The following is a 24,813-nucleotide window of genomic DNA, read 5'->3' as shown; positions in this document are numbered from 1 at the left end:
GGTCCATTCAACTTGCAACAGAATGCTCTCTGGGGAAACGCCAATGACGACGATGAAGAGAAGAAACTTTCTGAAGGGGGCAGGTTTTGCGGCAGCAGCCGGCACGGTGGCGGCTCCGGCCATCGCTCAGTCCGCTCCCGAGATCCGCTGGCGTCTGACCTCGAGCTTCCCGAAATCCCTGGATACGATCTTCGGCACCGCCCAGACCTTCGCCAAGTACATGGCCGAGGCCACCGACAACAAGTTCCAGATCCAGGTCTTCGCTCCGGGCGAGATCGTGGGCGGCCTGCAGGCCATGGACGCGGTGCAGAACGGATCCGTCGAATGCGCCCATACCCCGCTCTACTACTACATCGGCAAGGAGCCGGCGCTCGGCATGGGAACGGGCCTGCCCTTCAGCCTCAACGCCCGCCAGCTTCATTCCTGGTGGCACTTCGCCGGCGGCAAGGAGATCATCAACGAGGTGATGGGCAAGTATAACTGCACCTCCCTCGTGTGCGGCAATTCCGGCGCCCAGATGGGCGGCTTCTTCCGGAAGGAAATCAACACGGTCGACGACCTGAAGGGCCTCAAGTTCCGCATCGGCGGTCTCGGCGGTCAGGTCCTGGCCAAGCTCGGCGTCGTGCCGCAGCAGATCGCTCCCGGCGACGTCTACCCGGCGCTGGAGCGCGGCACCCTCGATGCTGCGGAGTTCGTCGGCCCCTACGACGACGAGAAGCTCGGCTTCCTGAAAGTGGCGAAATACTACTACGCTCCCGGCTGGTGGGAGGGTGGCGCCATGCTCCACCTGGTGGTCAACCAGGAGAAGTGGAACGAGCTGCCGAAGAACTACCAGGCCATCATGAGCCAGGCGACGGAAGCGGCCAACAACTGGATGCTGGCCAAGTACGACGCGGTCAACGGGCAGGCCCTGCGCCGCATGGTCGGCGCCGGCGCCGAGCTGCGCACCTTCTCCCCGGCCATCATGGAAGCCTCGCTCAAGGCGGCGAACGAGCTTTATGCCGAGCTCTCGGCCAAGAACGCGGATTTCAAGAAGGCCTACGATTCCATGGTGGCCTACCGCAACGACGTCCTGCCCTGGTGGCAGCTCAACGAATACGCGTTCGACACCTTCATGGTCCGCACCCGCGGACGGGCGTGAAAGACGGTAAAGCCTTATATTTAACCTTCTGGCGGCGGCGCGGTCGGGCAATCCGGCCGCGCCGTTCGTTTATGGCGCCGTGCTCTACGGCATAAAATCTGGTTGCGTCTGCAACGAATTATGTTATCGGTTGCTTGTGCAACGAATGGCATGGTGATGGCGACTGGATCTGCAGCGAAGAAGCCGGAATCCGAACCTCTGGTGGTGCTGGAGGAATTCCTGCCGTACCGGCTGAACGTCCTGGCCGGCCTCACATCGAGCGCGCTGGCGCAGATCTACGCGGAGCGTTTCGGCCTCTCGATCCCAGCTTGGCGGATCATCGTCACCCTTGGGCAATACGAACTGCGCACGGCGCGGGACATGGCCCCCGACGGCGTGATGCATAAATCGACGGTGTCGCGAGCTGTCTCGGCGCTCGAGAAGCGTGGCCTCGTCATACGCCGTCCCAATCTCGACGATCGCCGTGAGGAATGGCTGGCCCTGACGCCCGCAGGACGGGCGATCTACGAGGCTGTCGCGCCCGAAGCCCTGGCCGTCGAGGAACGCCTCCTGTCCGCCCTGACGCCGCAGGAACAGCAGGCGCTCGCAGCCCTGATCGACAAGCTGACCCGGCAGGCTCGGTTGCTGGCCCCCCGCAGTGTCGAGGAGGATGACGGGTGAAGCTCTATACCTATTTCCGCTCCTCCGCCGCCTATCGCGTCAGGATCGCCCTCAACTTGAAGGGCGTGACATACGAGTCCGCGCCGATCAACCTTTTGACGGGGGAGCAGCGCGAGGAGAGCTACAAGGCCGTCAATCCTCAGATGCGCGTGCCATCCCTCAATATCGGCGCGACCACGCTGATCCAGTCTCCGGCCATTCTCGAATATCTCGACGAGGTCTATCCGGAGCCGCCCTTGCTGCCGGTCGGTGCAGTCACGCGCGCCAAGGTGAGGGCGATCGCCAGCCTGATCGCCTGCGATATCCATCCGCTCAACAATTCCGGGACGCTGGCCTATCTCAAGAACCGTCTCGGGCACGACAAGGCGGCGGCCGACGAATGGTACGCCCATTGGGTGCGCGAGGGTTTCGACGCCATCGAAGCCCTGCTCGGGCCCGGTCCTTACGCCTTCGGGGCCAGAATCACGCTGGCCGACATCTATCTCGTGCCGCAGGTCGCCAATGCGCGACGCTTCCACATCCCGCTCGATGCCTATCCCAAGATCGTCGCCGTGGATGCGGCCTGCGCCGCGCACAAAGCCTTTCAGGATGCCGCGCCGGCCAAGCAGCCCGACGCGACCTGACGCAATCGCATCCGTCCCCGAATGGATGCGTTGTCTTCACAGCCGATCGCCTCTCGCTCGGCAGAGGCATGACAGGAGGAAAGCCATGGGACCGTTCCCGCACGATGCACCGCCGGCCGCGATTTCCGAAGAGAACCCCATGGGGACGGACGGATTCGAGTTCGTTGAATTCTGCCATCCCGACCCGCAGGCACTGGATCGTCTGTTCAAGACGATGGGTTTCAGCCTCGTCGCCAAGCACCGTTCGAAGAACGTGATGCTCTACCGCCAGGGCGACATCAACTTCGTCGTCAACGCGCAGCCGGGCTCCTTCGCCGAGCGCTTCGCGGCGCAGCACGGCCCCTCGGCTCCGGCCATGGCATTCCGCGTGGCCGATGCGAGATACGCCTATGACCGCGCGCTTTCCATGGGGGCCAAGCCCATCGAGACGCAGATCGGTCCCAACGAGCTCGAGATCCCGGGCATCGAAGGAATCGGCGGATTGCAGATCTATTTCGTCGACCGCTATGGCGCGAAGGGCTCCATCTACGACGTCGATTTCGAATGGCTGGGTGAGCCCGATCCGAAGCCGAAGGGCGTCGGCCTCTATTACATCGATCACCTGACCCACAACGTGTATCGCGGGCGGCTCAACGAATGGGCGGGCTTCTACGAGCGCCTCTTCAACTTCCGTCAGATCCGCTACTTCGACATCGAGGGCAAACTGACGGGCCTGCACTCCCGAGCCATGACGAGCCCGGACGGCAAGATCCGCATCCCGATCAACGAGGACGCGGGCGAGACCGGACAGATCGAAGAGTATCTGCAGGAATACAAGGGAGAGGGCATCCAGCACGTGGCCCTCGGCTCGCACGATCTCTACGAGTCCATCGAAGCGCTCATCGAAGGCGGGCTCGAGTTCATGCCGGCGCCGAACGACATCTACTACTCCCGTGTCGACAAGCGCCTGCCCAGCCATGAGGAGTCTCTCGACCGCCTCATGCGGAACGGGATTCTGATCGACGGGGAGGGCGTCGTCGAAGGCGGCTTCACGAAGGTCCTGCTCCAGCGCTTCGGCAAGACCGCCATCGGGCCGATCTTCTTCGAGTATATCCAACGCAAGGGCGACGACGGATTCGGCGAGGGCAACTTCAAGGCCCTCTTCGAATCGATCGAGGAAGACCAGATCCGCCGGGGCGTCATCGGCCCCAAGGTCGCGTAGCTTAGAATCGCTTTACGATTCGAGAGAGGCCGGGTTCGCCCGGCCTTTTTCATGAAGGGAAGGGAGCGAGCTATCGAAAATGTGACGGGCGTTATTCACAGGGGGAGGCTATCGTGAGTTGTCTCACGGTCTCCGGCGGGGACACGAGGTCGTCCGCATAAGCGCTTCAAACCCTTTGTACTTAAGGATTTATGAATTTCTGCGTGCGGATCTTAACGAAGCGTAAAGAAGCCAGCTTCAAACGTTGCCTTTGTGCAACATGCCCCTGAAAAGCCCCGCCTCTTGCCCATTTTGCGCCTTCATTCGGTTGCCTGCGATCCAGTCATGGATAATGTGGCTCCAGCGACGGGGGCACCCCAGTCGTGATACCGGCGAGTTCGACCGAAAAGGCGGGCCGCCGGGTGCTAGGGGAAAAGGGACGTGTTTAGGGCTTCGTTGAAGCACTCGAAGCACAAAAACCCGGCCCCCCAGGGTCTCGAAACTTTGGAGGTTTAACCATGAAGCTCGCTAAGAGCCTCTTCCTCGGATCGGTCGCGGGTCTCGCGGCTGTCGCCGGGGCTCAAGCTGCCGATCTTCCCGCGAAGAAGGCCGCTGCTGTCGAATACGTGCGCGTCTGCTCCACCTACGGCGCAGGCTTCTTCTACATCCCCGGCACCGAAACCTGCCTCCGCGTCGGCGGCCGTGTTCGCGCCGAGTTCCGCTACCTCGAGCCGCTCGATCGCGCTGATGACGCCATCGGCTTCCGCGCTCGTGGCCGTATCCAGCTCGACGCCCGCACCGCCACCGCCTACGGTCTGCTCCGCACCTTCGTGCGCTTCGACCTGACCCGCGACACCGGCGACTACGGCTTCAGCTCCACGACGGCTAACGTCGACCAGGCCTTCGTGCAGTTCGGCGGCCTCACCGCCGGTCGTACCGTGTCGTTCTACGACAACAGCGACCTGCCCACCGGCCACTTCGGCACGCTCCGCTTCTCGGACGCTCCGACGGTCAACGTGTTCGCCTACACCTTCTCCTTCGGCAACGGCTTCTCGGCCACGCTGTCGGCTGAAGAAGGCCGCTTCACCGGCACCACGATTGCTGGCACCTCGGTGTTCACCGAAGCTGGTCAGACCTATCCTGACCTCGTCGGTAACCTGAAGTACGCCGGCACCTGGGGTACGGCTCAGCTCTCCGGTGCTCTGCACCAGCTGCGCAGCGACAACGTCGTCGCCTTCGCTCCCGGCGTGTTCGACTATCCGGACTCCGAGCTCGGCTGGTCGGTTTCGTTCCAGGGCTCGCTGAACCTGCCGGCTCTCGGCGCTGGCGATGCCGCTTGGCTTGCCGTGTCCTATGCTGACGGCGCTCTCGGCTACCTCGGCTTCGGTTCGACCGCCACGGTCGGCACGCTCCGTCAGTCGGTTGTCGATGCCTACATCGGTACGGATGGCGACATCCACACCGGCCAGGGCTGGTCGATCGCTGGTGGCCTGCGCCACTACTGGACCCCGACCGTCCGCCAGAACGTGTTCGGTTCGTGGGCTCGCGTCGAGTATGACAACGTTGCTCCGCTCGCCTTCCCGGCTGGCCTGGGCGTCGGTGTTGACTTCACCGAGTGGCGCGCTGGCACGAACGTGATCTGGTCGCCGGTTGCCGGCCTGGATCTCGGCGTCGAAGTTCTGTACGCGAACATCGACCCGCGTGGCCCGAACCCGATCAACTCCCAGAACGACATCTGGGAAGGCCGTATCCGCGTTCAGCGCGACTTCTAATCGGCTCGTCCTGATTGGATAGGAGAACCCCGGTGGCAACACCGGGGTTTTTCTTTTGCGGAACAGACGCATCAGACGCGCCCGTGAATCACGTCTCACGTCCGGTTCCTTGGATGCACGAGCAGGGATGCTTCTCAGCCGGCGTCGACTTTGGCGATGAAGTCTTTGATTTCTCGAACGAGATCACCTTCAAGAGCCGGGGCGTGGCCCTGGTCCGGCACCGTGATCGATGTGAGATCCGGATGTCGTTCCTTCATCATCCGCAGGGTCTCTGCGCTCAGCAGATCGGAATTCGCCCCACGGATCGCGAGAACGGGAAACAGCTTGAGGGTCTCGAAGAGGGGCCATAGATCCGGCAGCGCTGCCTCCAGATCGAGCCCTTCGAGTGCCTTCGTCAGCCGGGGATCGTAGGCGAGTACGAGCCCGTCCTCGGTCTCACGCCAGGTCCCTCGCGCCATGCGCTCCCATTGCTCACGCGTGTAATGGGGAAATTGGGTCTCCGATTGCCGGCGCAGAATGTCGGCGGCCTCGTCGATGGTTCGCGGCGTCGGGAGCTTGCCGACATAGCTGCGGATCCGCTTCAGCCCCTCCGCTTCGAGAACCGGACCGACATCGTTCAGGATAGCGCCGGCGACGAGCTCGGGATGGGCTGCTCCGATCGCCATCGCAATCAAGCCGCCACGGGACGTGCCGACGAAGATCGCTTTCGCGATTCCGGCTGCGGCCAGGACCTGCACGGTGTCGTTCAACTCGACCTTGACGTCGTAGCTGCGCCAGTCCGGGTCCCATTCCGAGCGCCCGCGCCCTCGATAGTCGAGGGAGACGAACCGGCGCGGTCGGGCAGGGTCGCGGCTGATGCTTTCCGCAAGCTCGTGAAAATCCGCCGACGTCCTGGCAAGGCCAGGCAGGCCTATGACGGGCAAGAGAGCGCAAGCTCCGGGGGCATAATCGCGGGCGTAGAGACGCAACCCGTCGCCGGCGGTTACGAACAGGTCGCGATAGGAAGAGCTCATCTTGGTCCGGCTGTGACGATTTCGGTGCGGTCCATCCTGCACCATCAATTGATGCTTGTCGCATCCGCCGTGGCTGGAGCAGGAGGGGCGGCCCTGTCGTTCAGGCGCTGCCGGTATACCCGCAGGTTCTCCAGCACGCGCTGGACGTAGTTGCGGGTCTCGTAGAACGGAATCCGCTCCACCCAATCGACCTCGTCGACATCGGGCTTACGGGGATCGCCGTAGGTCCTCACCCACTTGATCACGTTGCCGCCGCCCGCGTTGTAGGACGCGAAGGCGAGGATGTAGGAGCCCTTCCAGTCCTCCATCAGTTCGCCCAGATGGGCCGAGCCGATCTTGGCGTTGTAGGACGGGTCGTCGGTCAGCCGGTTGAGATCGAAGCCGACGCCGAACCGTTGCGCGGTTCTCTTTGCCGTCGCGGGCATGAGCTGCATGAGTCCGCGGGCGCCCGCGCTCGAAACGGCCCGCGGGTTGAAGGCGCTTTCCTGCCGGGCGATGGCATAGACCATCGCCGGCTCCACCTCGTCTCCCACCGGCTGAAAATCAGGAATGGCCGCCAGCGGATAAGCATGCTGATCGAGCGGGAACCCCCGCTGCAGGGCCGTCTTGCCGATGGCGAGAACGGCCCGGGGATTCTGCTGGGCCGTTGCGAGGCCCGCCAGGGCGTCGAGCTGTCCCGGATCGCTCAGGGACTGGGCGAGATCGGTGTAGAGGCTGAGGGCAAGATCCGGCTCGCCGATCTGTTGCAGCAGTTTCACGGCCTGGACGGGGACAAGGGCATCGAACGCCTTGCGCTCGTCCTCCGAGAGCGGATCGACCTTCCGGAGGGCGATGGCCTGTCCCAGTTTGGCCTTGGCCAACTGGCCGTAATAGGTCGTCGGCTGGTCCGACGCGCGTTCGTAGAAGATCCTGGCGTCCTGGCCCTGGCCGGCCGCTTCCGCTGCGCGGCCCTGCCAATAGGCGACACGGGATATGGAGATCGGCGTCGAGGCCGTCTGGGCGACGGTCGCAAAGTGCTTGGAGGCCGTGGCCGGATCGTTCAGGAAGCGGAGCGCGATCCACCCCGCGTGAAACTCAGCCTCGATCTGCTGCACCGGCGATTCCGCGGCGTGATGGCTCGCCACGTCGTAGGCCAGCTTCGGATTGCCCTTGTCGAGCAGGGCACGGGCGATCAGGCGCTGTTCGGCCCACCATTCGTCGCCGTCCACCCGCAGCTCGGGATCCCGAGGCGCCTGCATGATGATCCCGGCGGCTTCCTCCAGATTGTTGCTCCGCCGCTGAAGCAGCGCCCTGGAGAACAGGTAGGACGGGTCGCTTCGCAGCGAGGAAGGTACGGCCGCAAAGGCTTTCTCGGCCTTCTTCTTGCCCTGGAAAACGCTCAGCCGCGCCTTGGCGAGCAGCTCGTAATCCTTGCCCGCATAGGAGGCCACGCGCTGGGCTCCGCCCCAGTTCTCCTTCAGGAGAAGTCTCTCCATGCGGAAGCGGTGATCGGACTTCGCAAGAACATCCGGGAAGCGGTCGAGGATGCGGCGCTCCATGTCGGGGCCGAAATTATCCTCCCGCCAGACGTGCCGGATCCTGTCATTCGCCTCCTGTGCGAAGCCGTCGGCCTGGAGCGCGAAGGCGAGGGCGATCCGGCCCGCAGCCGTTCCGGGCGGCTGCTTGGCGAAGAAGGCGCGGACCTGGGCGGGGGGGCGGCGCTCGGCCAGCAGGGCATCCTCGCTTCGCCGCCGAAACTGGCTGGAAACCGGCCAGTCCGGATAATCCTTCTGGAAAGCGAGGATGCGATCGAGTCCCGTGGTGAACCCACTGCGGATCGCAAACCATTCGACCAAGGCCTGAGCGGCCGGCTGGGAGAGCTTCGTCTTGAGGATCTGGGCCTCGGTCGCATCGTTGTCCCGATAGGCCTTGAAGATCGAGGGCAGGTGATCCAGGTCTCCCGGCACGGGCACGGGCGGTATGAAGCTCTCCAGAGTGGCGGGTTGCGCGGCCGGCGGCGTGATGGGAGGGGCTTCGGTTCCGTGAGCGGTGAGGGCGGCGAACTGAGCGAGCGCGACGGATGTCACAAGACGTATGAGAGGACGCATGTTGAGACTCACCCGCTACCCCCTTTGCTGCCGCCTTTTATTTGATTGTGACGACGTTTCTCTTGAGGAAACACTAAGAGCCGAGCTAGGACAACTCCCCGAACGAATGTTTGCGCGCATGCGCCGCACCCCCTATCTGTAAACCCTTGTGGCCCAAGAGAACGCCCGGCGCCCATTTCGAGGATACCCCATGACCCAATTCAAAGGCTCCATCACGGCTCTGGTGACCCCCTTCAAGGATGGGGCCGTGGATGAGGCGGCGTTCCGGTCCTTCATCAACTGGCAGATCCAGGAGGGCACGAGCGGCCTCGTTCCCGTGGGAACGACGGGCGAGAGCCCCACGCTCAGCCACGCGGAGCACGAGCGGGTGGTCGAGATCTGCGTCCAGGAGACGAAGGGCAGGGTGCCCGTGATCGCCGGGGCGGGCTCCAACAGCACGGCTGAGGCGGTGTCCTTCTCCAAGCATGCGGAAAAGGTCGGCGCCGATGCGGTGCTGATCGTCACGCCCTATTACAACAAGCCGACGCAGGAAGGCCTCTATCAGCACTTCAAGGCCATCAACGACGCCGTCGGGATCCCGATCTTCATCTACAACATCCCCGGCCGCTCGATCATCGACATGTCGGTGGAGACGATGGCGCGGCTCTATGAGTTGAAGAACATCGTCGGCGTGAAGGACGCGACAGCCAACATGGCGCGCGTGAGCCTTCAGCGGCAGGTGCTCGGCACCGACTTCATCCAGCTGTCGGGCGAGGATGCGACCGCTCTCGGCTTCATGGCCCATGGCGGCCATGGCTGCATCTCGGTGACGTCGAACGTCGCGCCCCGGCTTTGCGCGGAGATGCAGAGCGCATGCCTGAAGGGCGACTACGCATCGGCCCTGAAAGTGCAGGATCGCCTCATGCCCCTGCACACGAATCTGTTCATCGAAACGAATCCGACCCCCGTGAAGTACGCCGCGTCCCTCCTCGGCCTCATGGAGGACAATGTGCGCCTGCCGCTGGTGCCAGCCTCCGAGAACGCCAAGCAGGCTGTCCGCTCGGCCATGGTCCATGCGGGGCTGATCAACACTTAAAAGAGCTCATGGCAAAAGATCCAAAGGCTGCCAACCGCGTCGTCGCCGACAACCGGAAGGCGCGGTTCAATTATGAGATCCTCGATACCTACGAGGCGGGGATCGCGCTGACCGGCACGGAAGTGAAATCCCTGCGTCAGGGAAAGGCGACCATCGGCGAGGCTTATGCCGGACCGTCGGGCGAGGAATTCTTCCTCTTCAACGCCTATATCCCGGAGTATCTGCAGGCGAACCGCTTCAACCATGAAACGAAGCGTCCGCGCCGCCTGCTGCTGCACAAGCGCCAGATCGACAAGCTGATCGGCGCCACGCAGCGCGAGGGTTTCACCGTGATCCCGCTCAAGATCTATTTCAACGATCGCGGGCGAGCCAAGGTGGAGCTCGGCCTCGGGCGAGGCAAGAAGCTGCACGACAAGCGCGAGACCGAGAAAGAACGCTCCTGGAACCGGGAGAAGGCGCGTCTCATGCGTGAGAAGGGCTGACGGAAGGCGCGCCTGCGCTACCTTCTCCTCCAGAGTTTGGGAGGAAAAAATGACGTCCGTTGCTCTGGTGTCGGTTCTTGGGCCCGATCGGGTCGGCCTCGTGGCGGCGATCGCCGAGCATTTGTTCGACGTGGGCGTGAACCTGAGGGACACGACCTTCGCGGCCCTGGGCTCGGGCGCCGAATTCGTCGCCCTGTGCGAGCTTCCCACCGATCTGAGGGCCGCCGATATCGAGACCGGACTGAAGCAGCTGCCCGAGCTCGCGGGAGCCGAGGTCCGGGCGGTTCCCTATGCTTTCGATCCGAGCCCCGGTCCCGCCGGCAAGATCACGCACCGCATCACCATCAGCGGGGGCGATCAGCTCGGCCTCGTGGCGCGCCTCTCGGAAGTGTTCAAGCAATACGAGGCCAATATCGTGCGTCTCGAAGCCCGCAAGCTTCCGGATGCCGAAGGCGGGCTCTACGTGACCCGGTTCGCCGTTTCGATTCCCGCCAGCCGGACGGATCTATGCCTGGCGACGGTCAGCAACACCGCCGGGTCGCTCAGCCTGGACTGCGATGTCGAGGAAAGTTCGCTTTAAAAGCGAATTGCCGGGACGAGCCCGGCCATGACGGTATTTCTGCGAGGAGAGCCCGAGGCTCAGACGTCGAATTCGTCGTCCGAGGCCTGCCGGATGCCGTAGCGGCTCTCCAGGGCGCCGTTGCGGGGCTGCTGCGGGCGGGACCGCTCGCCGCCCTCGCTGCCGGCGCGCTGCTGACGGTCGGAAGGATCTCGGCCGATCCGGGAGGCGAGCTGCGACAGGTCGAGGAACTCGTCGGCTTGGCGACGCAGCTCATCGGCCACCATCGGCGGCTGGGTGGTCACCGTGGAGACGACCGAGACCCGGACGCCGCGGCGCTGCATGGCCTCGACCAGCGAGCGGAAATCGCCGTCGCCGGAGAACAGGACCATGTGGTCGATGTAGGGGGACAGCTCGAGCGCGTCGATGGCGAGCTCGATATCCATGTTACCTTTGACCTTTCGGCGACCGGCGGAATCGACGAATTCCTTCGTCGGCTTCGTCACCACCCTGTAGCCGTTGTAATCGAGCCAGTCGATCAGCGGGCGGATGGAGGAGTATTCCTGATCTTCCACAAGCGCCGTGTAGTAAAAGGCCCGAACCAGAATGCCCCGTCCTTGAAACTCCTTCAGCAGGCGCTTGTAATCGATATCGAACCCAAGTGTTTTCGTAGTCGCGTAGAGGTTGGCGCCGTCAATGAAGAGCGCAATCCGCTGCTGGCCTGACATAAGTATTCTCTATTCGTGTCTGCCGGAGCGGCATAACAGCCTTCATTATTCAAGCAGCATCAATTATTTACGCTAGCAATAAAATTGCGCGATATAATCACGACGCGCCCTAGATCAGGCTGATATGAACCCTTCGGACGAGTAAAAACGACAAAGTAAAATACTTAATGGCGTCCAAATTCCAAGAGTCAAGTTGGCAGAACCAAGGCAGTCAAGCCTTTGTGTGACAATTAAACAGCTTTTATGACTTGAGGCTGCGGCTGCCCGGTTTAATGGCGGGGAGAGCGGCCATTTCGGCAGGAATCTGGTCCGGAGCATAGGCCGGAATGTCTAGCTGAACGAGGGACACCAGGGGGACGCCGAGATCCGCCTTGCCGCCGGAGCGGTCGATGAGGCAGGCAGCGCCGAGAATCGTGCCGGGATGCTCCCGCAGGGCTGTCAGGCATTCCCGGGAGGAGAGGCCGGTCGTGACGATGTCCTCCACCATGACGACCCGAGCCCCTTCGGGAATCGTGAAGCCGCGGCGCAGGACGAAGACCCCGTTCTCGCGCTCGACGAAGATCGCCTTGCATCCCAGATGCCGGGCCGTCTCGTAGCCCGGCACGATGCCGCCGACCGCGGGGGAGACCACGTAGTCGACGGATCCGAAGGCCTCACGGATCTTCTCGGCCAGAGCACGGCAGACCCGCTCGGTGCGCGCGGGGTCCTGAAACACGAACATTTTCTGCAGGAAGACAGGGCTGTGCAGGCCCGACGAGAGAATGAAGTGGCCCTCCAGCAGCGCGCCTGCGGAGCGGAATTCGTCGAGAACTTCATTCTGGGTCATGGCGCGGCCTTTCTTCTCGTGGACAGGCGCTCTTTGGCAGGCGCCCCATTCGGACGCAAGGGCAATCGTTCATACGCCCGGGACTTCCTGCGCGCTGCTGCGCCTCAACGGCGTCGTGTCGGCACAAGGCATGCAGCGCCTTGTCGAAGCGTAGCCACTGGGGCTGCGATCTCTGCTCCGGCCTCGGCCGGTCAGCGGGCTGCCTCGACGAAGGCGGCGAACAGCAGACGGGATGGGTTGTCATGCGCGGCGAGGAGCTCGGGGTGCCATTGAACGCCGACAGCGAAGCGGCGGGAAGGAATCTCGACGGCTTCGATGACCCCGTCGTCGGCCCGGGCGGAGATCACGGCTTGGTCCGATACCTCGACCACGGCCTCCTGGTGGCGGCTGTTCACGTCGAGACGCGACGTACCCACGATCCGCGACAGCATCGTCCCCGGCATCACCTCGACCGCGTGCATCACGCCCCGGCTGTCGTGGTCGAGAATATGCGCGCCGGTTTTCCGGATCTCGTGCACCATGCGCCCGCCATGGAGGCAGGCGAGCATCTGCATGCCGTTGCAAATGCCCAGGACCGGCTTGTCGCGCTCCAGGAAGCCACGCATGAGCGCCTGCTCCACGGCGAGCCGCTCCGAGGACGGATACCGCGATCCCTCGCCCGGGGGATACCACTCGCCGGGAAACCTGATGCGCCCGCCGACGCTGATGAAGCCGTCGAACTCCGCCACGACGGTTTCGACCATGTCGGCGAGATAGGGGATCCCGAACGGCATTCCGCCCGCGCGATGCACGGCCTCGAAATAGGCCTTGGACACGTCGTATGCGTTGCCGCCTGCGGAGCTGTTCTCATCCATGATGACGGCGATGCGGGGCTTTGCTGGCATGGAGATGTCCTGAAACTGAGATTTCACCTTGGCCTTAACCCCGATCAATCGGCAAAGCCAACCTTGATGCGGCGGTTCTGCCGTCCCTTGTTGTCGACCTTCAGAATTTTGACCGGGCGGGCCTGTCCTGTCGACGTCAGATGGGTGCCGCCGCAGCCCTGGCGGTCGAGCCCGGCGATTTCGACGATGCGCACGAGCCCATCCTCGCCACGCGGCGGCGAGACGGCCTTGCTCCGGAAGAGGCCGGGCGTTGCCGCCGCTTCGTCCCAGTGCATGAAGAAGGCCCCGACGGAGAGATCCTGGCGGATCACGTCGTTGATGGGTGCGTCAAGCGCGCGGAGACGGTCATTGTCGATCTCGGGCAGGTCGAAGTCCACGCGGAACGTGCCATCGGCGGAGAGCTGCGCGCCCGTCAGCAACGCCCCGCCGAATTCGCGAAAGACGATGCTGTTGGCGATGTGGGCGAGGGTGTGCAGCTCGCACATCAGGCGTCGGAAAGCTGCGTCAACGCCGATGCGCACCGTCCCGGTAATCGCCTCGGTGGAATCGAATTCGTGCCAGAGGCCGCACTCGTCGACGCGAACGGACGTGACGGCGGCTTCTCCATGGGACCAGGCGAGGATCGCCCGATCCGAGAGCTGCCCGCCTCCACCCGGAAAGACAGGCGATTGCGCCAGGAGGACCGCTCCCGGTCGTGCATCGAGCGCGGGAGCCTCGTATTCGAGTATGTCGGCACGTTCCTGGCAAAGAAGGCGCATCGCTGCTCAATCCACTTGTCGATGTACCATCCCGTCCTCAGCCGGTCACCCGGTCGACGCGGCTCACGACCCGCTTGGCGCGCAGCTCTGCGATGATGGCGTTGAGGTGCTTCAGGTCCCACACCGTCAGGTCGATGGTCACGTCGGTGAAATCCTGCGTGCGCCGCTTCATGGAGACGTTGTCGATGTTGCCGTCATGGTCGGCGATGACCTGCGTGATCTGCGCGAGCGAACCGGGCTCGTTGATGGATTGCAGCTTGATGCGCGCCGGGAAACGCTGCGCGGAGCCTGATTCCAGATCCCAGCGAACGTCGATCCAGCGATCCGGCTCGTTGTCGAAGGCCGCCAGGGACGGCGACTGGATCGGGTAGATCGTGACCCCTTCGCCGGGGGTGAGGATTCCGACGATGCGGTCTCCCGGCACGGCGCCGCCCTCCGGAGCGAATCGGATCGGCATGTCCTTGTTGAGGCCGCGGATCGGAATGCCGCCCGGATGCTCGCTCGCGGCCTTTCTACCGGCGCCGTCGGGTTGCCCGCCGCCCTTGCCGTCGGGGCCGGCACGGCGCTCATCCAGGTAGTCGGGATAGACGGCCCGCACCACGTCGCCGGAGAACATTTCGCCCCGGCCAACGGCTGCCAGCACGTCTTCGACCGAGACTCGGGCCAGACGGGGCAGGGCCCCCTTCAGTTTCTCGTCCGAGAAGGCACGGCCGGCCCGCTCGAAGGCGCGCTCGAGGATCTGATGACCCAGGCCCGTATATTGCCGGCGCACGGCGGCCCGGGTGGCGCGGCGGATCGAGGCCCGGGCCTTGCCGGTGACCACGAGCGATTCCCAGGCGGCCGGAGGCGTCTGCCCCTCGGCGCGGACGATTTCCACCTCGTCGCCGTTCTGCAGCTCCGTCAGGAGCGGCGACATGCGGCCGTTGATCTTGCAGCCGACGGCGGTGTTGCCCACGTCGGTGTGGACCGCGTAGGCAAAGTCGATGGGCGTCGCCCCGCGCGGCAGGGCGATGAGGCGCCCCTTGGGCGTGAAGCAGAAAACCTGGTCGTGGAAGAGTTCGAGCTTCGTGTGCTCGAGAAACTCCTCCGGATTGTCGCCCTCGGCGAGGAGGTCGATGGTCCGGCGCAGCCATTGATAGGCGCGGCTTTCCGTGGCGAGGCGCGAATTGTCGTTGACGCCCTCCTTGTAGAGGGCGTGGGCGGCGATGCCGTACTCCGCCACCTCGTCCATGTCTTCCGTGCGGATCTGGAGTTCGACGCGCTGGCTGCCGGGGCCGATCACCGTCGTGTGGATCGACCTGTAGTCGTTCTGCTTGGGCGTCGAGATGTAGTCCTTGTAGCGGCCCGGGACCATCGGCCAGCTGGTATGGACGACGCCCAGCGCCCGGTAGCACTCGTCGATGGTGTTCACGATGATCCGGAACGCGAAGATATCGGACAATTGCTCGAAGGAGACGGATTTCCGCTCCATCTTGCGCCAGATGGAATAGGGCCGCTTCTGACGTCCCGTCACCATCGCCTCGATGCCTTGAGCGCGCAGCTTGGTCGTCAGCGTGCGCTCGATTTCCTCGACGAGCTTCTCGCTTCGGGCGGAAAGCTCGTGCAGGTGGCGCTTGATGGCCTCGTAGGCCTCGGGATCGAGGTTCTGGAAGGCGAGCTCCTCCAGCTCCTCGCGCATTTCCTGGATACCCATGCGTCCGGCGAGCGGAGCGTAGATGTCGAGGGTCTCTTCCGCGATGCGCTTGCGCTTCTCCGCCGGCATGAACTGGAGGGTGCGCATGTTGTGCAGGCGGTCGGCGAGCTTGACCAGCAGCACGCGCACGTCGTCCGCGATGGCCAGCAGGAGCTTGCGGAAGTTCTCGCCCTGGGCCGCCCGCTTCGAGACGAGGTCCAGCCGCTTGATCTTGGTCAGGCCGTCGACGAGAGCGCCGATCTGCGGCCCGAAGGTCTTGTTGATCTCTTCCAGGGTCGCCTGCGTGTCCTCCACCGTGTCGTGGAGGACCGCCGCCGCGATGGTGGCATCGTCGAGCTTCAGATCCGTGAGAATCGCCGCCACTTCGAGGGGATGGCCGAAGAACAGGTCGCCGGATGCGCGCTTCTGGTTGCCATGGGCCATCATGGCATACACGTAAGCGCGGTTGAGAAGCGCCTCGTTGGTCGAGGGGTTGTAACGCTTGACCCGCTCGACAAGTTCGTACTGGCGCATCATGCGGCCGTGATCCCCTTTGGTCCTGTTATCTGGCTGAAATGACGAAGCTATCGAAGATATTGTACAACGTCTTCCAACCGCAAGCTGAATAGCTTGCCGCAGGCCGCCTATGCGGAGGCGTGGTTAAGCCAGCCAACAAAAAAGCCCGGCATCGAGCCGGGCTTTTGAAATCGTCGCGAAGCTTATTCGCGGTCGTCGTCGTCCGCGCTGCTGCTCGGGGGCACGAGGCCCTCCAGGCCGCGAAGCAGGTCTTCTTCGCTCATGCGGTCGAACTGGACGTCCGCATCGTTGTCGCCGCCGGTCGAGGGTGCGGCGGCCGTATTGCTGAGCATGGGGACGGCCTCGGCCTCCGGCTCATCCACCTCGACGTATTTCTGCATCGAGTGGATCAGCTGCTCCTTCAGGTCATCGGGAGCGATCGTCTCGTCGGCGATCTCGCGCAGCGCCACGACGGGGTTCTTGTCGCGGTCGCGGTCGATCGTCAGCGGGGAACCCGACGAAATGAGGCGGGCCCGGTGGCTTGCCAGCAGAACGAGCTCAAACCGGTTGTCGACCTTGTCGATGCAGTCTTCGACGGTCACGCGAGCCATGCGGGGCTCCTTCTTCAGTCATGAGAATAGCGGAAGGGGGACCGGATACACCGGTTGGACCGAGAAAACAAGAGGAAGCGTTCTCCGGCAGGGACTTAACCGCAGGTGCGCTCGCACACGCCCGCTCCGGGCCCCTGCCGTTACAAGCGGGGCCGTTGTCATGTCAGTTCAGGTGTGCGTTGACAGGTTTACGCAAGGGACGGCTTGGGCCGGGGCATTCCATCGCTTGGCTTATGATCATGCTCGGCGTCCGGCGAGGCGGCATCGATAAAAGTCTTCTGACCGGCTGGCGCCGCCTTATCTGATAAACAGGTCAAGTGCCGGCCGGCGTGTTCTCTGCCTTGACTCCTCAGCGTCCCGGTGCGAGTCCCGCGCGGATTCTATCAAGGAAGGGGTCCGCTCCCGATGAAGCGCGCATTCATTTTTCCCGGCCAGGGAAGCCAGGCCGTCGGCATGGGCAAGGCCCTGGCCGACGCCTTTCCGGTGGCCAAGGCCGTTTTCGACGAGGTGGACGAGGCTCTCTCCCAGAGGCTTTCCACCATCATGTGGGAAGGCCCGGCCGAGGAGCTGACCCTCACGGCCAACACCCAGCCGGCTCTGATGGCCGTGAGCCTGGCGGCGATCCGGGTGCTGGAGGCCGAGGCCGGTCTCGACCTCAAGAAGCATGCCGCCTTCGTGGCCGGGCACTCGCTGGGCGAATATTCGGCGCTCGCCGCCGCCGGCAGCCTTTCGATCTCCGATACGGCCCGCCTGCTGCGGATTCGCGGCAATGCCATGCAGGGCGCCGTCGCCGTAGGGCAGGGCGCCATGGCGGCGCTTCTCGGCCTGGAATACGACGCTGCCCTTGAGGTCGCCGGCGAGGCGGCTCAGGGCGAGGTCTGCGACGCGGCCAACGACAATGGCGGCGCCCAGGTGGTCGTTTCCGGCCATAAGGCCGCCGTGGAACGGGCCGTGGCGATCGCCCAGACCAAGGGCGCGAAACGCGCCGTGATGCTCGCCGTGTCCGCCCCCTTCCATTGCGCTCTCATGCAGCCCGCCGCCGACGCCATGCGCGAGGCCCTGGCCGGCGTGACCGTGAATGCTCCCGTGGTTCCGGTCGTGGCGAACGTGGAAGCCGGGCCCATCACCGACCCGGCGGCGATCCGGGATGCGCTCGTCCGCCAGGTCACCGGGACGGTCCGCTGGCGCGAGAGCGTGGCCTATATCGCCGCCCAGGGTGTCGAAGCATTTTATGAAGTCGGGTCGGGCAAAGTCCTGACCGGGCTCGTGAAGCGCATCGCCGCCGGGACCACGGCTACGGCCATCGGCACCCCTGAGGATGTCGCCGCCTTCAAAGCCTCTCTGACCGCATAAGGAGCCCTGCATGTTCGATCTCACCGGCCGCAAGGCTCTCGTCACCGGCGCCACAGGCGGTATCGGCGGCGCCATCGCCCGCTCCCTCCACGCCCAGGGCGCGATCGTGACCCTGTCGGGCACCCGACGCTCGGCCCTCGACGAGCTGGCCTCGTCCTTGGGCGAGCGGGTCCACGTCGTCGAGGCGAACTTGGCGGACAAGGATTCGGTCGAGGCCCTCGTCCCGGCGGCAGAGGCCGCCATGGACGGCCTCGACATCCTGGTCAACAACGCGGGCGTGACCAAGGACAACCTGTTCATGCGCATGAAGGACGAGGAATGGGACACGGTCATCGCCGTGAACCTGACCGCCTCCTTCCGCCTGTCGCGGGCGGCCGTGAAGGGCATGATGCGCCGGCGCTACGGTCGGATCGTCAATATCGGCTCGGTCGTGGGTTCGACGGGCAATCCGGGACAGGGCAATTACGCGGCCTCGAAAGCGGGCCTGATCGGGATGACCAAGGCGCTCGCCGCCGAGGTGGCGAGCCGCAACATCACGGTCAACTGCGTCGCCCCGGGCTTCATCGCGTCGCCCATGACCGACGTGCTGAACGAGAAGCAGCGCGAGGGCATCCTCGGCACCATCCCTATGGGAAGGCTCGGCCAGGGGGATGAGATCGCCTCGTCGGTTGTTTATCTCGCCTCCGCCGAGGCCGCCTACGTGACGGGTCAAACCCTGCACGTCAACGGCGGAATGGCTATGTTCTAAAGGAACTTATCGCCTGTTCCGGAATCTGTTTGCAGGTGCCGTTCACCCCTCGCCAGAGAGGATAAGCTTGTGTTAAGCATGATCCCGATCAGGTCAAAGGGGTTGACCGGCGCTTAAAAATGCGGCTTTGCACGGCGCAGGGTAGCCGTTTCAGCGTTGTCAGCTGAACAGCTGATCTAATTTGATTTCTTAATCCGCCCAATTCCTGAGGCGGCAGCCACTGAGGAAAAAACGATGAGTGACGTCGCTGATCGCGTGAAGAAGATTGTTGTCGAGCACCTCGGCGTCGAAGCCGACAAGGTGACCGACAACGCCAACTTCATCGACGACCTGGGCGCCGACAGCCTGGATACGGTCGAGCTGGTGATGGCGTTCGAGGAAGAGTTCAACGTCGAGATCCCGGACGACGCGGCTGAGACCATCGTGACGGTCGGCGACGCCATCCGCTTCCTCGAGAAGAACGCAGCCTAACAGGGCTGGAAAGGGCGTCGGGTGACTCATCCGACGCCCGAATTATATTGATCGATAGGGCAGGAATTCATGCGCCGGGTAGTTGTCACAGGTCTTGGCATGGTCACTCCGCTTGGAAGCGGTGTCGACGCCACATGGTCCCGCCTCGTCGAGGGGCAGAGCGGGGCCGGCAAGGTCACGGATTTTCAGGTCGATGATCTCGCGTGCCAGATCGCCTGCCAGATCCCGCGCGGCGACGGTTCCAACGGCACCTTCAACGCCGACGAATGGATGGAGCCCAAGGAGCAGCGCAAGGTCGATCCCTTCATCGTCTATGCGATGGCTGCCTCCACCATGGCCCTGCGGGATTCCGGCTGGGAGCCCAAGACTTACGAGGATCAATGCGCGACCGGCGTGCTGATCGGCTCCGGCATCGGCGGCATCGGCGGCATCTACGAGGCCTCGGCCACCCTGATCGAGCGCGGTCCCCGGCGCATCTCGCCCTTCTTCATCCCCGGACGCCTCATCAATCTGGCCGGCGGCTACGTGTCCATCGAGCATGGCCTGAAGGGGCCGAACCATGCGGTCGTGACGGCCTGCTCCACCGGCGCCCACGCCATCGGCGACGCGGCCCGCCTCATCGCCCTCGGCGATGCGGATGTGATGGTGGCCGGCGGCACGGAATCCCCGATCAACCGCCTTTCCATCGCGGGTTTCGCCGCCTGCCGCGCCCTGTCGACGAATTTCAACGACGATCCGACCCGCGGCTCGCGCCCCTACGACAAGGACCGTGACGGCTTCGTCATGGGCGAGGGCGCAGGCGTCGTCGTTCTGGAAGAATACGAGCATGCCAAGGCGCGCGGCGCCAAGATCTATGCCGAGGTCATCGGCTACGGCCTGTCCGGCGATGCCTATCACATCACCTCGCCGTCCGAGGACGGCGACGGGGCCTATCGCTGCATGTCCGCCGCCATCAAGCGCGCCGGCATCCAGGTGTCCGAAATCGACTATGTGAACGCGCACGGCACCTCGACGCCGCTGGGTGACGAGATCGAGCTGAAAGCCATCGAACGGATCGTCGGCAATGCGGCGGACAAGCTGACCATGTCCTCCACGAAGTCCGCCATCGGCCATCTCCTGGGGGCCGCGGGCGCCGTGGAAGCGATCTTCTCGGTGCTGGCGATCCGGGACGGGATCGCTCCGCCGACCATCAACCTGGACAACCCCTCCGTCGAGACGGCGATCGATCTCGTGCCTAAAAAGGCCAAGCGGAAGGAGATCAACACCGCCTTGTCGAACTCCTTCGGGTTCGGCGGGACTAACGCTTCGCTCATTCTTCGTCGCGTAGCATAGCGCATCGTGCGGACCCGAAGGGCCACGTCAGCGACAGTGGACCGGTTGTCCACGCGAGCGATGCGCCGATTTCGGGTCCGATGCGAGGGCGGGGAGGTCTGTTACGGCTTTTCGCCATAATCCCTGTTAGGGTGTCGGCGGACCGGCAGGACCGCCGGCCGATACGAGAAAAGCGGCGTGATGTTCGGACGAAAGAAAAAGATCCTTCTCCCTCCGGTCGACGAACCCGATCACGGATCGGCGCAGCCCCGTCTCGCCCCCCGGTCTCCCAATGAAGCCATCAAGCCGTCGATGGCTCCGCCCCCGCCACCGAAACTCCGCCGCCGCCGCAGGGGAATGCTGTCGCTCCTGAGCGGCCTGTTGACCCTGTTCGTGGCTCTGGCGATCGCCGGGATCTTCGGCTTCTCCGTGCTGCAGCACGAGGTGACGGTCCAGGGCCCCCTGCAGAGCGACAAGGTCGTCGTGATTCCCCGCAACACCGGCACGGGCGAGATCGCCAACATCCTCAAGGACGAGGGCGTCATCAACCAGCCGCTGCTGTTCCAGATCTATGCCCATATGAACCGGCAGCGCGGTCAGCTGAAGGCCGGCGAGTTCCAGTTCAAGGCCGGCACCAGCATCGAGGATGCCATCGATACCCTCATCCAGGGCAAGGCGATCCTGCATGCAGTGACGATTCCCGAGGGGCTGACCAGCGAGCAGATCGTCGGCCGGCTCTACGAGCACGAGATCCTCACCGGCGACGTGGCCGAAACCCCGCGCGAAGGCTCGCTCCTGCCCGATACCTACAAGTTCGAGCGCGGCACGACCCGCCAGCAGATCATCGCCACCATGCAGGCGGCCCAGCGCCAGGCCATCGAGCAGATCTGGCAGCGCCGCTCGAACGAGCTGCCGATCAAGTCCCCGCAAGAACTCGTGATCCTGGCCTCCATCGTCGAGAAGGAGACGGGCCGGGCGGACGAGCGCACCCGTGTGGCCGGCGTCTTCATCAACCGCCTGCAGAGGCGAATGAAGCTCCAGTCCGATCCGACCATCGTCTACGGATTGGTCGGCGGCAAAGGCACGCTGGGACGCGGCATCCTGCGCAGCGAGATCGAGGCTGCGACGCCCTACAACACCTATGTGGTCGAAGGCCTTCCGCCCGGGCCGATCGCCAATCCGGGCCGCGCCGCCCTCGAAGCCGTAGCCAACCCCTCGCGCACCAAGGATCTGTACTTCGTGGCCGACGGCTCGGGAGGCCATGCCTTCGCCGAATCGTACGAGCAGCATCAGCGCAACGTGGCGCGCTGGCGGCAGATCGAGAAGACCCGCCCGGCGCCTGGAGCCGACGACGTCGACCGGGTGGTGCCGGATGGCGAGCAGACGAACCTGCCTGCCGGTGCGCCGCCCGCCCTGCGTGGTTCCGCCAATGCACAGCCCACGGCCGGCGGGCGTCTGGGACGCGGCTTCGACGCCAGTGAGGGAACCGAAAAGGATCCGCTCAAGAACAAGAGCTTCGATCTGAACAGTCCGAAGAACGTTCCGGCCCTCCGGCAGCCGTGAACCGCCTAGGCTGGATCGAGATCGCTCGTCGACACTTGCACCGGCGCGCATTATGGTCGCGCCGGTTTTTTCATTCCGTTCGAGGTTAGCGTATGTCCATTGCGAGCATGACCGGCTTCGCCCGTGAGGCCGGCGTCACCGGATCCTATCAATGGGCCTGGGAGCTCAAGACGGTGAACGGACGTGGCCTCGAGGTCCGCGTCCGAACTCCCTCGGGTCTCGACACCATCGGCGAGGAAGCGCGGGGCCTGATCCTCAAGGCCCTGACCCGCGGCCAGGGCCAGCTCAATCTGGCGCTCGGCAAGGCGACGTCCGCACCCAAGCTGCGCGTGAACCAGGACGTGCTGCAATCGCTGCTCTCGGCCATCGGCGGCCTGTCGCTCCCGGACAACGTGCAGCCTGCTTCCCTCGACGGTCTCCTGTCGGTGCGCGGCGTGGTCGAGCTCGACGACGATGCCGCCGATCCATTGCAGGACGAGGACCTCGTGGCGGCCTTGCGGGCAGGGATCGGCGCGCTGATCGAATCGCTCAAGGCGGTGCGACTGAAGGAGGGGCAGGCGCTCGCTGCCGTCCTCGGCCAGCAGCTCGACATCATCTCGCGCCTCGTCGACGAAGCCGAAGCGGCGCCGGCCCGTCAGCCCGACGCCATTCGCGCCCGCCTGGAGGCGCAGATCGCCGAGTTGCTCGACGGCAAGACCAGCCTCGATCCGGCGCGGCTGCATCAGGAGGCCGTGCTCATCGCCGCGCGGGCCGACATCCGCGAGGAGCTCGACCGTTTGCGCGCCCATGTGGATGCCGCGAGGGGACTGCTGCAGGAGGGCGGATCGGTCGGCCGACGGCTCGATTTTCTGGCGCAGGAGTTCGGCCGCGAGGCGAATACCCTGTGTGCGAAGGCCAACGACGTATCCCTCTCGCGGATCGGGCTTGAATTGAAGGCCGTGATCGAGCAATTCCGCGAGCAGGTTCAGAATGTGGAGTGATGCGGTGAACCAAGATTCGAAGCCTCCGGTCGGCCGTCGCGGCCTCATCCTCATCCTGTCCTCGCCGTCCGGCGCCGGTAAGACCACGCTCACTCGCAGCCTCGTGGAAGAGCGGGCCGGTGTCCTATCCGTTTCCGTGACGACCCGCCCCAAGCGTCCCTCCGAGATCGAGGGACGGCACTATCATTTCATCGACGTGGAAGAGTTCCTGGCGATGCGGGATCGCGACGAGCTCCTGGAATGGGCCGAGGTGCACGGCAACTTCTACGGCACGCCGCGCAAGCCCGTGGAGAGGACCCTGGCATCCGGCCAGGACATGGTCTTCGATATCGACTACCAGGGGACCCGTCAGGTCCGGCAGAAGCTGCCGGACGACGTGGTGACCGTCTTCGTCCTGCCGCCGAGCTTCAAGGAACTGAAGGCGAGGCTCGAACGTCGCGCGGAAGATGCGCCCGACGTCATCGCCAAGCGTCTCGCCAATGCCCGCATCGAGATGGAGCGCTGGGTCGAGTACGATTACGTGATCGTCAACGAGGATCTCGGCAAGTCCTTCGAGAGCCTGAAAGCCATTCAGGCGGCCGAGCGCCTCAAGCGCGAACGCCTCGTCGGCCTCTCCGAGTTCGTCGAAGGCTTGCTCGCCGAGACGATCGACTGAGCCTGCTCACACCAGCGCGAGCGCGTTCCGGCGTTCGTGGCGGGCGATGGCGTGTCCCAGCAGCACTTCCATCAGCTCGCTCTGCGGCAGGCCGCCCGCTTCCCAGAGCTTGGGGTACATGCTGATCGCCGTGAAACCGGGCAGGGTATTCACCTCGTTGATGTAGAGGCCGTCGTCGTTCCTGGGATCCAGGAAGAAGTCGACACGGGCCAGCCCCTCGCAGGCGAGCGTCTTGAAGGTTGCGACGGCAAGATCCTGGATGCGACCAGCCGCGAAGGATGAGAGTTCCGCCGGGATGCGCAGGAGCGCACCATCCGCATCGATATACTTGGCGTCGTAGCTGTAGAACCCGTGGCTGTCGGCCGGCACGATCTCGCCCAGCGGAGAGGCGCGGACGTCGCCCGAGGCATCCTCGAGCACGGAGCACTCGATCTCCCGGGCGCCCGTGACGCTGCGCTCCACGAGCACCTTGCCGTCGTACCTGAACGCACGCTCGCAGGCCCTGTCGAATTCCTCCGCGGACGACGCGCGGGACACGCCGACGGACGAGCCCATATTGGCCGGCTTGACGAAGAGATCGGCCGTTCCGAGCGCGTCCTTTGCGGCCTTGTAATCGACGTGGCTGCGCGCGGTCAGCGTCAGGAACGGCACCACCGGGAGGCCGCTGTCGCGCAGGAGACGCTTGGCGATGTCCTTATCCATGCCGGCGGCGGAGCCCATGACGCCAGAGCCCACATAGGCAACATTGGCCAGTTCGAGAAAGCCCTGGACCGTTCCGTCCTCGCCGTTGGGACCGTGTAGCACGGGCACGACCGCATCGAGGTTGAGGGAGCGCGCGGGCCCGGCGCCGTTCAGCACGATCATCTCGCCCGCGCCACCGGGGAGGAGGGCTACCTGCGGGGCGCCGTCCGGGATCTCCAGGGATTTCGCACCCCTTCCGCCACCATTGCCATTGTCGCAGAGAAGCCAACGTCCGTCCCGGCCGATGCCGATGGGGACGATGTCGTAGCGGTCGGGATCGAGAGCCCGCAGGACATTGGCCGCCGACAGTTTCGAGACTTCATGCTCCGCCGAGCGTCCCCCGAACAGAAGCCCGATCGTCTTGCGCGGCTGCGACATTCCCGCCTTCTCCTTTCGCGGCCGGT

The 24,813-nt window shown here is 64.4% G+C and carries 24 protein-coding genes; 15 read left to right on the top strand and 9 right to left on the bottom strand.

All coding sequences use genetic code 11. The features are described from left to right. The first annotated feature begins 52 nt into the window (after positions 1 to 52). The 5 genes from U0023_RS00405 (at position 53) to U0023_RS00385 (ending at position 5,376) form a co-directional block, all read left to right on the top strand. Positions 53 to 1,141, top strand: coding sequence for a TRAP transporter substrate-binding protein (locus tag U0023_RS00405; RefSeq protein ID WP_040639167.1), 1,089 nt, complete (start codon positions 53 to 55; stop codon positions 1,139 to 1,141). A 156-nt stretch (positions 1,142 to 1,297) separates the two neighbouring features. After that, entirely contained in the window at positions 1,298 to 1,801 is a 504-nt protein-coding gene (locus tag U0023_RS00400) for a MarR family winged helix-turn-helix transcriptional regulator (protein ID WP_040639168.1), read from the top strand. Continuing rightward, positions 1,798 to 2,424 (top strand): maleylacetoacetate isomerase, encoded by a 627-nt coding sequence (gene maiA, locus U0023_RS00395; protein WP_009764349.1) that lies wholly within the window; start codon positions 1,798 to 1,800, stop codon positions 2,422 to 2,424. The genes U0023_RS00400 and maiA overlap by 4 nt, the downstream gene beginning before the upstream one ends. A gap of 85 nt (positions 2,425 to 2,509) precedes the next feature. Further along, positions 2,510 to 3,625 carry a 4-hydroxyphenylpyruvate dioxygenase gene (gene hppD, locus U0023_RS00390; RefSeq protein ID WP_009764350.1) on the top strand — a complete coding sequence of 372 codons (1,116 nt, stop codon included), beginning with the start codon at positions 2,510 to 2,512 and terminating at the stop codon, positions 3,623 to 3,625. Between the two features lie 497 nt (positions 3,626 to 4,122). Continuing rightward, positions 4,123 to 5,376: a porin gene (locus tag U0023_RS00385; RefSeq protein WP_009764351.1), complete on the top strand. Its 1,254-nt coding sequence runs from the start codon at positions 4,123 to 4,125 to the stop codon at positions 5,374 to 5,376. Between the two features lie 134 nt (positions 5,377 to 5,510). Here U0023_RS00385 and U0023_RS00380 read toward each other — a convergent pair whose 3' ends face one another. Together U0023_RS00380 and U0023_RS00375 are read right to left on the bottom strand one after the other, a co-directional pair. Continuing rightward, a complete protein-coding gene (locus U0023_RS00380) occupies positions 5,511 to 6,389 on the bottom strand; it encodes an alpha/beta fold hydrolase (RefSeq protein WP_009764352.1) in 879 nt (292 codons plus the stop codon). A gap of 44 nt (positions 6,390 to 6,433) precedes the next feature. Next, complete coding sequence (locus U0023_RS00375; protein ID WP_009764353.1) at positions 6,434 to 8,476, bottom strand: lytic transglycosylase domain-containing protein; 2,043 nt, start codon at positions 8,474 to 8,476, stop codon at positions 6,434 to 6,436. 190 nt (positions 8,477 to 8,666) lie between these two features. On the opposite strand from U0023_RS00375, the gene dapA reads away from it, so the two are divergent. Genes dapA through U0023_RS00360 form a run of 3 tightly spaced genes read left to right on the top strand, consistent with a single transcriptional unit; the run spans position 8,667 to position 10,613 of the window. Further along, the gene (dapA, locus tag U0023_RS00370; RefSeq protein WP_009764354.1) at positions 8,667 to 9,551 is read left to right on the top strand and encodes a 4-hydroxy-tetrahydrodipicolinate synthase; all 885 of its coding nucleotides are present in this window, start codon (positions 8,667 to 8,669) and stop codon (positions 9,549 to 9,551) included. Between the two features lie 8 nt (positions 9,552 to 9,559). Further along, a complete protein-coding gene (gene smpB / locus U0023_RS00365; RefSeq protein ID WP_009764355.1) occupies positions 9,560 to 10,033 on the top strand; it encodes an SsrA-binding protein SmpB in 474 nt (157 codons plus the stop codon). Between the two features lie 49 nt (positions 10,034 to 10,082). Continuing rightward, positions 10,083 to 10,613 (top strand): glycine cleavage system protein R, encoded by a 531-nt coding sequence (locus U0023_RS00360; RefSeq protein WP_009764356.1) that lies wholly within the window; start codon positions 10,083 to 10,085, stop codon positions 10,611 to 10,613. Between the two features lie 59 nt (positions 10,614 to 10,672). On the opposite strand, the gene U0023_RS00355 is transcribed toward U0023_RS00360, so the two are convergent. The 6 genes from U0023_RS00355 to rpoZ form a co-directional block, all read right to left on the bottom strand. Next, a complete protein-coding gene (locus U0023_RS00355; protein WP_009764357.1) occupies positions 10,673 to 11,320 on the bottom strand; it encodes a LabA-like NYN domain-containing protein in 648 nt (215 codons plus the stop codon). 241 nt (positions 11,321 to 11,561) lie between these two features. Next, positions 11,562 to 12,146: an orotate phosphoribosyltransferase gene (gene pyrE / locus U0023_RS00350; protein WP_009764358.1), complete on the bottom strand. Its 585-nt coding sequence runs from the start codon at positions 12,144 to 12,146 to the stop codon at positions 11,562 to 11,564. Positions 12,147 to 12,337: 191 nt separating this feature from the next. Further along, positions 12,338 to 13,030, bottom strand: a complete 693-nt coding sequence (locus tag U0023_RS00345) for a gamma-glutamyl-gamma-aminobutyrate hydrolase family protein (protein WP_009764359.1) — start codon at positions 13,028 to 13,030, stop codon at positions 12,338 to 12,340. Between the two features lie 44 nt (positions 13,031 to 13,074). Further along, complete coding sequence (locus U0023_RS00340; protein WP_009764360.1) at positions 13,075 to 13,788, bottom strand: alanyl-tRNA editing protein; 714 nt, start codon at positions 13,786 to 13,788, stop codon at positions 13,075 to 13,077. A 37-nt stretch (positions 13,789 to 13,825) separates the two neighbouring features. Then, positions 13,826 to 15,997 carry a RelA/SpoT family protein gene (locus U0023_RS00335; protein ID WP_009764361.1) on the bottom strand — a complete coding sequence of 724 codons (2,172 nt, stop codon included), beginning with the start codon at positions 15,995 to 15,997 and terminating at the stop codon, positions 13,826 to 13,828. A 182-nt stretch (positions 15,998 to 16,179) separates the two neighbouring features. Beyond that, positions 16,180 to 16,587, bottom strand: a complete 408-nt coding sequence (rpoZ, locus tag U0023_RS00330) for a DNA-directed RNA polymerase subunit omega (RefSeq protein WP_009764362.1) — start codon at positions 16,585 to 16,587, stop codon at positions 16,180 to 16,182. A 405-nt stretch (positions 16,588 to 16,992) separates the two neighbouring features. On the opposite strand from rpoZ, the gene fabD reads away from it, so the two are divergent. The 7 genes from fabD (at position 16,993) to gmk (ending at position 23,668) form a co-directional block, all read left to right on the top strand. Beyond that, on the top strand, positions 16,993 to 17,940 hold the full coding sequence (fabD, locus tag U0023_RS00325; RefSeq protein WP_009764363.1) for an ACP S-malonyltransferase: 948 nt from the start codon (positions 16,993 to 16,995) through the stop codon (positions 17,938 to 17,940). 10 nt (positions 17,941 to 17,950) lie between these two features. After that, positions 17,951 to 18,688: a 3-oxoacyl-[acyl-carrier-protein] reductase gene (fabG, locus tag U0023_RS00320; protein WP_009764364.1), complete on the top strand. Its 738-nt coding sequence runs from the start codon at positions 17,951 to 17,953 to the stop codon at positions 18,686 to 18,688. 234 nt (positions 18,689 to 18,922) lie between these two features. Further along, positions 18,923 to 19,159, top strand: a complete 237-nt coding sequence (locus tag U0023_RS00315) for an acyl carrier protein (protein ID WP_009764365.1) — start codon at positions 18,923 to 18,925, stop codon at positions 19,157 to 19,159. 69 nt (positions 19,160 to 19,228) lie between these two features. Continuing rightward, positions 19,229 to 20,491 carry a beta-ketoacyl-ACP synthase II gene (gene fabF / locus U0023_RS00310; RefSeq protein ID WP_009764366.1) on the top strand — a complete coding sequence of 421 codons (1,263 nt, stop codon included), beginning with the start codon at positions 19,229 to 19,231 and terminating at the stop codon, positions 20,489 to 20,491. Positions 20,492 to 20,671: 180 nt separating this feature from the next. Then, positions 20,672 to 22,033: an endolytic transglycosylase MltG gene (gene mltG, locus U0023_RS00305; protein WP_009764367.1), complete on the top strand. Its 1,362-nt coding sequence runs from the start codon at positions 20,672 to 20,674 to the stop codon at positions 22,031 to 22,033. A 92-nt stretch (positions 22,034 to 22,125) separates the two neighbouring features. Next, on the top strand, positions 22,126 to 23,013 hold the full coding sequence (locus tag U0023_RS00300) for a YicC/YloC family endoribonuclease (RefSeq protein WP_009764368.1): 888 nt from the start codon (positions 22,126 to 22,128) through the stop codon (positions 23,011 to 23,013). Continuing rightward, complete coding sequence (gene gmk, locus U0023_RS00295) at positions 23,003 to 23,668, top strand: guanylate kinase (RefSeq protein ID WP_009764369.1); 666 nt, start codon at positions 23,003 to 23,005, stop codon at positions 23,666 to 23,668. Before U0023_RS00300 ends, gmk begins: the two co-directional genes overlap by 11 nt. A 6-nt stretch (positions 23,669 to 23,674) precedes the next feature. On the opposite strand, the gene U0023_RS00290 is transcribed toward gmk, so the two are convergent. Further along, entirely contained in the window at positions 23,675 to 24,787 is a 1,113-nt protein-coding gene (locus U0023_RS00290; protein ID WP_009764370.1) for a D-alanine--D-alanine ligase family protein, read from the bottom strand. Positions 24,788 to 24,813: the final 26 nt, after the last annotated feature.

The organism is Microvirga lotononidis (genome assembly GCF_034627025.1).
Classification (GTDB): Bacteria; Pseudomonadota; Alphaproteobacteria; order Rhizobiales; family Beijerinckiaceae; genus Microvirga; species Microvirga lotononidis.
This window is presented reverse-complemented; position numbering and strand designations above follow the sequence as displayed.

Excerpts from the sequence above, each read along its gene's own strand:
- U0023_RS00405 (WP_040639167.1), top strand. The coding sequence starts at position 53 with ATGAAGAGAAGAAACTTTCTGAAGGGGGCAGGTTTTGCGGCAGCAGCC.
- U0023_RS00400 (WP_040639168.1), top strand. The coding sequence starts at position 1,298 with ATGGCGACTGGATCTGCAGCGAAGAAGCCGGAATCCGAACCTCTGGTG.
- hppD (WP_009764350.1), top strand. The coding sequence starts at position 2,510 with ATGGGACCGTTCCCGCACGATGCACCGCCGGCCGCGATTTCCGAAGAG.
- U0023_RS00385 (WP_009764351.1), top strand. The coding sequence starts at position 4,123 with ATGAAGCTCGCTAAGAGCCTCTTCCTCGGATCGGTCGCGGGTCTCGCG.
- U0023_RS00380 (WP_009764352.1), bottom strand. The coding sequence starts at position 6,389 with ATGAGCTCTTCCTATCGCGACCTGTTCGTAACCGCCGGCGACGGGTTG.
- U0023_RS00375 (WP_009764353.1), bottom strand. The coding sequence starts at position 8,476 with ATGCGTCCTCTCATACGTCTTGTGACATCCGTCGCGCTCGCTCAGTTC.
- dapA (WP_009764354.1), top strand. The coding sequence starts at position 8,667 with ATGACCCAATTCAAAGGCTCCATCACGGCTCTGGTGACCCCCTTCAAG.
- smpB (WP_009764355.1), top strand. The coding sequence starts at position 9,560 with ATGGCAAAAGATCCAAAGGCTGCCAACCGCGTCGTCGCCGACAACCGG.
- U0023_RS00360 (WP_009764356.1), top strand. The coding sequence starts at position 10,083 with ATGACGTCCGTTGCTCTGGTGTCGGTTCTTGGGCCCGATCGGGTCGGC.
- U0023_RS00355 (WP_009764357.1), bottom strand. The coding sequence starts at position 11,320 with ATGTCAGGCCAGCAGCGGATTGCGCTCTTCATTGACGGCGCCAACCTC.
- pyrE (WP_009764358.1), bottom strand. The coding sequence starts at position 12,146 with ATGACCCAGAATGAAGTTCTCGACGAATTCCGCTCCGCAGGCGCGCTG.
- U0023_RS00345 (WP_009764359.1), bottom strand. The coding sequence starts at position 13,030 with ATGCCAGCAAAGCCCCGCATCGCCGTCATCATGGATGAGAACAGCTCC.
- U0023_RS00340 (WP_009764360.1), bottom strand. The coding sequence starts at position 13,788 with ATGCGCCTTCTTTGCCAGGAACGTGCCGACATACTCGAATACGAGGCT.
- U0023_RS00335 (WP_009764361.1), bottom strand. The coding sequence starts at position 15,997 with ATGATGCGCCAGTACGAACTTGTCGAGCGGGTCAAGCGTTACAACCCC.
- rpoZ (WP_009764362.1), bottom strand. The coding sequence starts at position 16,587 with ATGGCTCGCGTGACCGTCGAAGACTGCATCGACAAGGTCGACAACCGG.
- fabD (WP_009764363.1), top strand. The coding sequence starts at position 16,993 with ATGAAGCGCGCATTCATTTTTCCCGGCCAGGGAAGCCAGGCCGTCGGC.
- fabG (WP_009764364.1), top strand. The coding sequence starts at position 17,951 with ATGTTCGATCTCACCGGCCGCAAGGCTCTCGTCACCGGCGCCACAGGC.
- U0023_RS00315 (WP_009764365.1), top strand. The coding sequence starts at position 18,923 with ATGAGTGACGTCGCTGATCGCGTGAAGAAGATTGTTGTCGAGCACCTC.
- fabF (WP_009764366.1), top strand. The coding sequence starts at position 19,229 with ATGCGCCGGGTAGTTGTCACAGGTCTTGGCATGGTCACTCCGCTTGGA.
- mltG (WP_009764367.1), top strand. The coding sequence starts at position 20,672 with ATGTTCGGACGAAAGAAAAAGATCCTTCTCCCTCCGGTCGACGAACCC.
- U0023_RS00300 (WP_009764368.1), top strand. The coding sequence starts at position 22,126 with ATGTCCATTGCGAGCATGACCGGCTTCGCCCGTGAGGCCGGCGTCACC.
- gmk (WP_009764369.1), top strand. The coding sequence starts at position 23,003 with ATGTGGAGTGATGCGGTGAACCAAGATTCGAAGCCTCCGGTCGGCCGT.
- U0023_RS00290 (WP_009764370.1), bottom strand. The coding sequence starts at position 24,787 with ATGTCGCAGCCGCGCAAGACGATCGGGCTTCTGTTCGGGGGACGCTCG.